The sequence below is a fragment of the Tessaracoccus luoxuelianae genome (genome assembly GCF_055326245.1).
Map to the genome: position 1 here is coordinate 1 of NZ_JBUZNO010000025.1, position 6,735 is coordinate 6,735.

Below are 6,735 nucleotides of genomic sequence, written 5' to 3' on the forward strand. Positions count from 1 at the left end.
TGCCGCACTGAGCGTGGCCGCACGCTACTGTCGCGTTGGCAGATGCGGGGGCACCTACCATCAGAGCCACGGGTTGTTCGAAGGTGCAGGCGCTACGGCGAACTGCCCCTCATCGAGGTCGATGGTTGGGGAACCGGCAACCACCAGGCAGGCCCGCTCCCACGGACGTTGCTCGGCAAGAAACCGCACTTCATGTGCCATCCACTCGTGCCAGAACGCGATCGTCTGCTCGCGATCACCGTTCACACCCTCGGCCATGTCGCGAGCGATCCCCCGCCGCTCGGCCTCCTGAAAGTCCGACTGCACCCAGATCGAGGCATCAACGAAGTGCTCGAACTCGCGTTGGCTTGCGCCGACGCCCTCGATGACGACCAAGTCCGCCTCCGCGGCAACCTCGATCACGCCTTCGCGTCCATGCAGCCCCCACGCCGGCGGCTGAAACCGCACACCCTCCCCACGGTGCAGTGTCACCAGGATCTCGTCGCGCAGCAGATGCCCCCAGGCGAAGAACGGCTCATGCCAGGCCAGGTCATCCGTGTGGACGACCGCAGAACGGGCGACGGCCCGCTTCAGCTCAGCAGCCAGCGTCGACTTACCTGAGGCTCCCCTGCCGTCCACGGCAACGATCTGCGGCCGACCCAGCGGCTGCCCGGCCACCTGTAAAACGTGATTGACCAGCTCGGCAGTGTCGAGGGCCCGCCAAGGCCCCGCAGCGGGTTCACCCTCGAGCAAGGTCATGGTCATGACCCCATTCTGCTGCCGACAGCAGCCATGCTCGCTCATGCCGCGCATGGGGTGGCTGGTTTGCCTGGGGAACATGCTGAGTGCGGGCCCGGATCGAAGGCTTGGCGCGTGGCGTTTAGCATGGCGGCATGTCTTGGCCCTCGGTAGCGCTCGATGGTCGAGTCTCTGATCTGGCGGGTCGTCATGTGGCCGTTCGTGGTGTGGGTCCCGACGGTGAGCCGACAGTGGTGCTGGTCACCTTCGGTCTGGCACGCGAGGGCGGGGTGGGGGCCCGCATGTGTGATTCTGCCACCCGTGTTCCTATGCCGATGGTTCAGAGGGTGGTGTGCCCGGGTTCGGTCACTTTGCGGGCGGCGGTTCTGGCCCACACCGCTGTGAGGGGCACGGAGCGCGTCGGCGTGCGCACGATCGTCAGGACCGCGAGTGCGTGGCGGAACTCTACCTAAAAAGGTATGGTTGTGGCGTGACGCGTGATGTGAGGTACAGGGATGTGGTGCGTGACATCGCGTTCGGTAATCATGGCTTCGTCACGACACGGCAAGCCGCAGAGGCTGGCGTTCCGCCGGGTGAGTTGCCGAAGCTGGCCGAACACAGCGGACTCGAATCGGTGTCCTATGGGCTGTATCGGGTGACCGACATGCCCCCAGGTGACCTGGACCAGTACGCGGAGGCGGTGCTGCGAGCCGGCGAGGACGCCTTTCTGTGGGGCGAGTCGGTGCTGGCCCTTCAAGGCGGGCTCGCGGACGTGAACCCCACACACGTGATGGTCGCGGTCACCAAACGCACCCGGACCAAGTTCCCGCCGTTCATGCGCGTCGTCAGGGTGGCGGAGGGTGAGCCGACGACTTGGTATGAAGGGATCGCGTCGCAGAGCGTCGCTGCTGCGATCCTCGCTTGCCGCGGGAGGATCGAACCGGGCCGGCTCCTGGCAGCAGCCGAGCAGGCGCGCGCGGAAGGGCTGTTGACGACCGCCGAGTGGACCCGTGTCCGGGAGGGGTTGACCTCGTGAGGTGGACGACCCCGCCACGCAACAGGCAGTCGCTGGATCAGCGGCTGCGGAACCTGCAGGGAGCTGAGGCGGCGGTCCAGCGGCGTCGTGTCACGATGTCGCTGGTGGTCGTGGGCCAGATGCTCCCTGAGGGTGCGATCAAGGGCGGCAGTGCGATGGCACTGCGGTTCGGTCGGGCCTCTCGGTTCACCCGCGACCTGGACGCCGCCAGGGTCGCGTCGCTGGATCAGTTCCGCGCCGACTTCGAGGAGTCACTGGCTGCAGGGTGGGCTGGCTTCACGGGGCGTCTGGTTGAGCGTGCCGCACCGAGTCCTGTCGGGGTGCCGGCGGGGTATGTGATGCAGCCCTTCGATGTGAGGCTCGCCTACCGGGGACAGTCCTGGTGCACAGCGAGGTTCGAACTGGGCCACAACGAGATCGGCGACAGTGACGAGCCCGAGTACAGGCTCGCCGACGATCTGGTCGTGCTGTTCGCTGAGGTCGGACTGCCGGTTCCCCGCCCGGTCCCGGTGATGCGCGCCGACCATCAGGTCGCCCAGAAGCTGCATGCAGTCTCCTCCCCGGGCAGCGACCGGGCCCGCGACCTGGTCGATCTCCAGCTGTTGGATGCCGGAGAGGAGCTCGACTTGAGCGAGGTTGCTTCGACGTGTCAGCGGCTGTTCGTCTACCGACAGCAGCAGCAGTGGCCCCCGACCCTGACCGTGGGTGACGGGTGGGGCGACCTGTACGTCGCGGCCGCAGAGGGGCTCGATGTTCTGGCCACCGCCGAGGAAGCCGTGGGGTGGGTCAACGACTTCATCACACGCATCACCGAGGCACACCAACGCGGCACGTGATCAGTGCCTTCCTCCGGCCGCGAAACGGTGAGCGGCCGCGGGGCATCTCTGGGCGGGTGGCTCGCTGGAGTTCCAGGATCTGGATCATCTATGTTGGGTGGTGCAGACTCCCCACTCCCGTGGATCAGGGGGTCTTGCTGTTTCTACGGCCTAGATGGGTTGCCAGAGGTCGCGGTGGTCGTTGACGAACCGGTCGAAGCGGGTGGCTGGGGTGCCGGTGAGTCGCTGGATGCTCCGGTTGGGGGCGGCGGAGGCGTTGAGCCGCACCACGCGGTAGATCATCTTCTGGACCGCGATGTAGTCGGCTGGCCGGCCGTCTGCGGCCAGCTGGGCGAGGTGCTCGTGTTCGGTGGGGCGGGTGTAGGTGATGGGCCGGCCCAGGACGCGGCTCATGATCTGGGCGACATCGGTGTAGCTGAGGGACTGTTCCCCGGACAGTGTGTAGGCCTTGCGGTCGTGGCCGGGTTCGGTGAGCACTGTCGCGGTGACCGCGCCGATGTCGCGGGCGTCGATGAACGCGGTGCGGGATCTGCCGGCCGGGACCCGGATCTCGCCGTGGCGGGCGATGTCGTCGGCGTAGGTGCTCGACAGGTTCTGCATGAAGAAGTTGGGCCGCAGCATCGTGTACGGCGCCTGGGTGGCTTTCAGGTAGGCCTCGACCTGGTGGTGGGGGGTGTTGCGGTTGAACTGGACCCCTTGCAGGGACAGGAACACCACCTGCCTCATCCCCAGATCCTGCGCGGCGTCGATGACCGGGATCAGGAACCGGGTCACGTCGGCGATCTGCGGGGGCCGCATCAGGAACAGCCGGTCCGCGCCGCCCATGACGCGCCGCAGTTGCTCGGGTGTGGAGGCGAATTCGAAGAGTCGCGCGTCCACGCCGTCGGGGAGACGGCGGGCGGCGTGGCCGGAGCGGACCCCGGCGATCACCCGCTCTCCCCTGGCGGCCAGCTGCGCGGCGACGGCGGCTCCGACGGTGCCGGTGGCGCCGGTGACGAACACTGTGCTCATCGGGTGGCCTCGGTGGTGCGGGCCAGCAGCCCGGTCAGGGTCGCGAGCTCTTCATCGCTGAGGGCGTCGAAGCGCGGGGACAAGTCGGCGATGATCGCCTGCTCGAACCCTTCGACGTGTGTCTGGGCGGTGGGTTCAAGGACCAGCAGCCGACGCCGGCCGTCGACGGTGTCGCGGTCCTGCCGGACCAGGCCCAGGACGCTGAGCCCGGCGACGAGCTGGGTGACGGCCCCTGCGGTGACCCCGAGCCGGTCGGCGATCGCTCCGGGGGTGGCCGGGGACGGGCTGTGGGCGATGTGGAATAGCACTTCCAGCTGGGCCCGGCTCAGGTTCAGTTCCCCGAAGGGGATCATCCGATGCGAGTCCATGACCCTGTTCCACATCACGATCGCCTCGATCGCGCCACCGATCAGCGTGTCCCGGCCGCTCATCAGTGGCTCACGAACGGCATCCGCCGGATGAACCGCTGATCGTCGAGTTGGGTGACGATGAAGTCGGCCAGGTCATCCCGCGAGATCTTGGTGCTGGCATCCACCCCGACCCACCCGACCCGGTACCGGCCCAGGCCGGGGTCGTCGGTCAGGCGCGGTCCCCGCACCACCGTCCAGTCCAACCCGGAGCCCTGCAGCACTCTCAGGTGGCCCTCGGCATCGGCCAGCACATGCCCGGCCAACAGGCGCAGCAGCCCACGGATGATCCGATCGGCAAGTTGGGGGCCGTCCTGCTCGGCGCGGAGCCCGCCACCGGACAAGGTGATCAGCCGCGCCACGCCATGGCGGTGCATCGCCTCGACGATCAGCCTGGTCCCGTCGGTCTGCAACGTGGGCGGGGAACCCTTCACCTGCCCGACCACACTGATCACGGCCTGCGACCCGGCGACCGTCTCCCCCATCGCAGCCGGATCGAGGACGTCACCGACCACCACCACAACCCCCGTCGACCGATGGGAGTCTGGCAGGGTCCCGCACCGACACCCGCACCTGGTGACCGGCAGCCACCAGCCTGGTCAACACCCTGCGACCCGTGCCACCGGTGGCACCGAACGCAACAACACTCACACCACACACTTTAGGCGCTAAAGCAAAGTGCGCGCCGAGGGTCGCTGCGGCGCCAACGCCGACCAAGGTTCGTTTCGTTTTCGTCATCTTCTTTCGTTACGTTGCGTTACGTAGCGTTATGGTATGGTGACGTTATGACGATTGAGACTGTGCAGCGGGTGTGTCGGTTCCCGGGGTGTGAGCGGCCGGCGGTGTCGTCTTCGGAGGGTGTGGGGCGTCCGTCGGAGTATTGCGATGATCGGCAGCACACTCGGGCGGCTGCGTGGCGGGCTCGGCAGAAGCTGGCCGAGGGGCCTCGCCCGGTGGAGGCGTTTCCGGTGGATGCGGCGCGGCAGCGGGCGAGCATGATCAGCGGTCAGGTCACTGGGATGATCGAGCATCTCGGTCAGCAGCTCACTGTTCTGGTGGAGGAGCTGCGTACCGTCGGTGACCCGGAAGCGGTGGAGGCGCAGCTCGAGGCGGTGTCGAGTGAGGCGGCCGAGCAGGTGGCCACAGCCAACGCGCGCGCGACCCGGGCCGAGCAGGGTCAGCGTCGAGCGGAGGCCGAGAAGGCTGAGGCGGACGCCGCGGCCACGGAGGCCACGGCGGCCGTCGAGGAGCTGACAGCGGCCCTGGCCCAGGCCCGCCAAGACCTGCATGACTCGACTCTGGCCCGGGAATCGCTCGCCGCGGAGCTCGCCGCCGTGCAGCAGGTCATGGCCGAGGCGCAGGCCCACGCCGATGAGGTGCAGACGCAGCTGCGCGACGACTTGGCGATCGCCAGGTCCGAGCTCGCCGACGCGATCACGCAGCGCGACGAGGCCCAGGCCCGCGGCGAGGAGACGCAGCACGCTCTTGCCGCGGCCCAGTCCCGCGCCGAGACGGCCGTTGCCGAGACCGAAGCCCTACGCGTGAAGGTCGGGGAGCTCCAGGGGGCTGCCGCGGTCCTCACGGCCGAGCGTGACGCGGCCCGCGCAGAGACGCAACGCGAACGTGTCCATGCTGACCAGCGGGTGGCGGACCTGCAGGCGGCCTTCGACGCCCAACTCCACCAACGACAGGCCGAGATCACCCAGGCACGCGAGGAGCTGCACGTCTACCAGGAGCGGGCCATCCGCGCCGAGGCGCTGGGCCCGGTGCCCAAACGCCGCACCTGACCCCTCCTGGGTCGAGTGACCCGGGATCTCCCCGAAGGCCGAGGTCCCGCTTGGCCTCTATCTGGGTGGCGTGTGCCGGGGCGCCGTCGACAGGGTGCGACCCATCGGATGCTGGGAACTGCTGTTGCTCGGCGTGCTGCTGCCTGTGGGGGGTGTGGTTCGTTGTCGGAGGTTGGTTTCGAGGGCGCGGTGGATGGCCTCGGGGTGGAGACCTTTGAGGCGTGTGGAGAGGTGATCGAGGTCGGCGCCGAGGTGAGCCAGCCGGGTCAGGTGGCTGCGGGTGGTGTCGCGGTCGGGGTCGGTGAGGAGGGCGGGGTTGGTGGCGTGTGCCCAGGTGTCGAACCGTTCCTGATCACGGTCGACGGCGTCGACGGCGTCGTCGGGGCTGGTGAGGGGGGTTTGGTGGGTGAGTTGTTCGTTGATGGCGGTGTAGCGCTGTCGGGCGGTGTCGAGGTCGTCCTGGTGGGGGAAGGGTTGCCCGTGGAGGGCGGTGGCGTGCGCGTGGCGGGTGTGGTGTTCGGCTAGGGATTCTTCGTGGCCGGCGATGAGGGCGGGCAGGGCTCGGCTGATCAGATTCTCCAGTTTGGTGAGGGTGCCTTTCTGCGGGTTACCGAGGTCCGCACACGGGATCGACACGGCGGGGGTGTCGCCGGCGGCGGTGAGGGTGAAGGCGATGTTGCCGTTACCGAGTGCGGTCATCTGGATCAGGTGGCCGCCGAGCTCGGCGACAGGGCCGAGGTCGAGGTGCTGGTCGGGTCGGAGATTCAGCAGGGCGAACATGGCGTGCAGCTCGTCGGCGGCGTCGCCGCGTTTGGTGTAGCGCTGACCGTTGAGGGTGATCTGGAACGCGTCACCCGCTGTCGGGATCGTGAGTGCGGCGGCGGCGTGGAGTTCGGGGAGCCGGCCGGTGAGGTGCTCGATGGTGTGCTGGCTGCTGCTGA

The 6,735-nt window shown here is 68.2% G+C and carries 7 protein-coding genes and 1 pseudogene; 3 read left to right on the forward strand and 5 right to left on the reverse strand.

The genetic code is table 11. From position 1 onward, the window contains the following. Positions 1–60: 60 nt before the first annotated feature. Positions 61–744 carry a uridine kinase family protein gene (locus ACZK39_RS16625; protein WP_197971685.1) on the reverse strand — a complete coding sequence of 228 codons (684 nt, stop codon included), beginning with the start codon at positions 742–744 and terminating at the stop codon, positions 61–63. A 463-nt stretch (positions 745–1,207) separates the two neighbouring features. Between ACZK39_RS16625 and ACZK39_RS16630 the strand changes: the two genes are divergently transcribed. After that, positions 1,208–1,753: a hypothetical protein gene (locus ACZK39_RS16630; RefSeq protein WP_463613965.1), complete on the forward strand. Its 546-nt coding sequence runs from the start codon at positions 1,208–1,210 to the stop codon at positions 1,751–1,753. Continuing rightward, positions 1,750–2,589, forward strand: coding sequence for a nucleotidyl transferase AbiEii/AbiGii toxin family protein (locus ACZK39_RS16635; RefSeq protein ID WP_463613966.1), 840 nt, complete (start codon positions 1,750–1,752; stop codon positions 2,587–2,589). The genes ACZK39_RS16630 and ACZK39_RS16635 overlap by 4 nt, the downstream gene beginning before the upstream one ends. Before the next feature lie 150 nt (positions 2,590–2,739). Here the strand turns inward: ACZK39_RS16635 and ACZK39_RS16640 are convergent, their stop codons facing one another. From ACZK39_RS16640 to ACZK39_RS16650, 3 genes and pseudogenes are all read right to left on the reverse strand, one after another. Further along, entirely contained in the window at positions 2,740–3,600 is an 861-nt protein-coding gene (locus ACZK39_RS16640) for an SDR family oxidoreductase (RefSeq protein ID WP_463613967.1), read from the reverse strand. Then, the gene (locus tag ACZK39_RS16645) at positions 3,597–4,031 is read right to left on the reverse strand and encodes a MarR family winged helix-turn-helix transcriptional regulator (RefSeq protein ID WP_463613942.1); all 435 of its coding nucleotides are present in this window, start codon (positions 4,029–4,031) and stop codon (positions 3,597–3,599) included. The genes ACZK39_RS16640 and ACZK39_RS16645 overlap by 4 nt, the downstream gene beginning before the upstream one ends. Then, positions 4,031–4,745, reverse strand: a pseudogene (locus ACZK39_RS16650) (NAD(P)-dependent oxidoreductase). The gene ACZK39_RS16645 and the pseudogene ACZK39_RS16650 overlap by 1 nt, the downstream one beginning before the upstream one ends. Before the next feature lie 281 nt (positions 4,746–5,026). On the opposite strand from ACZK39_RS16650, the gene ACZK39_RS16655 reads away from it, so the two are divergent. Continuing rightward, positions 5,027–5,794, forward strand: coding sequence for a coiled-coil domain-containing protein (locus ACZK39_RS16655; protein WP_463613941.1), 768 nt, complete (start codon positions 5,027–5,029; stop codon positions 5,792–5,794). Positions 5,795–5,851: 57 nt separating this feature from the next. Here ACZK39_RS16655 and ACZK39_RS16660 read toward each other — a convergent pair. Then, on the reverse strand, positions 5,852–6,735 hold an 884-nt coding region (locus ACZK39_RS16660), incomplete at its 5' end, for a hypothetical protein (protein WP_463613968.1).

Excerpts from the sequence above, each read along its gene's own strand:
- ACZK39_RS16625 (WP_197971685.1), bottom strand. The coding sequence starts at position 744 with ATGACCATGACCTTGCTCGAGGGTGAACCCGCTGCGGGGCCTTGGCGG.
- ACZK39_RS16640 (WP_463613967.1), bottom strand. The coding sequence starts at position 3,600 with ATGAGCACAGTGTTCGTCACCGGCGCCACCGGCACCGTCGGAGCCGCC.
- ACZK39_RS16645 (WP_463613942.1), bottom strand. The coding sequence starts at position 4,031 with ATGAGCGGCCGGGACACGCTGATCGGTGGCGCGATCGAGGCGATCGTG.
- ACZK39_RS16655 (WP_463613941.1), top strand. The coding sequence starts at position 5,027 with ATGATCGAGCATCTCGGTCAGCAGCTCACTGTTCTGGTGGAGGAGCTG.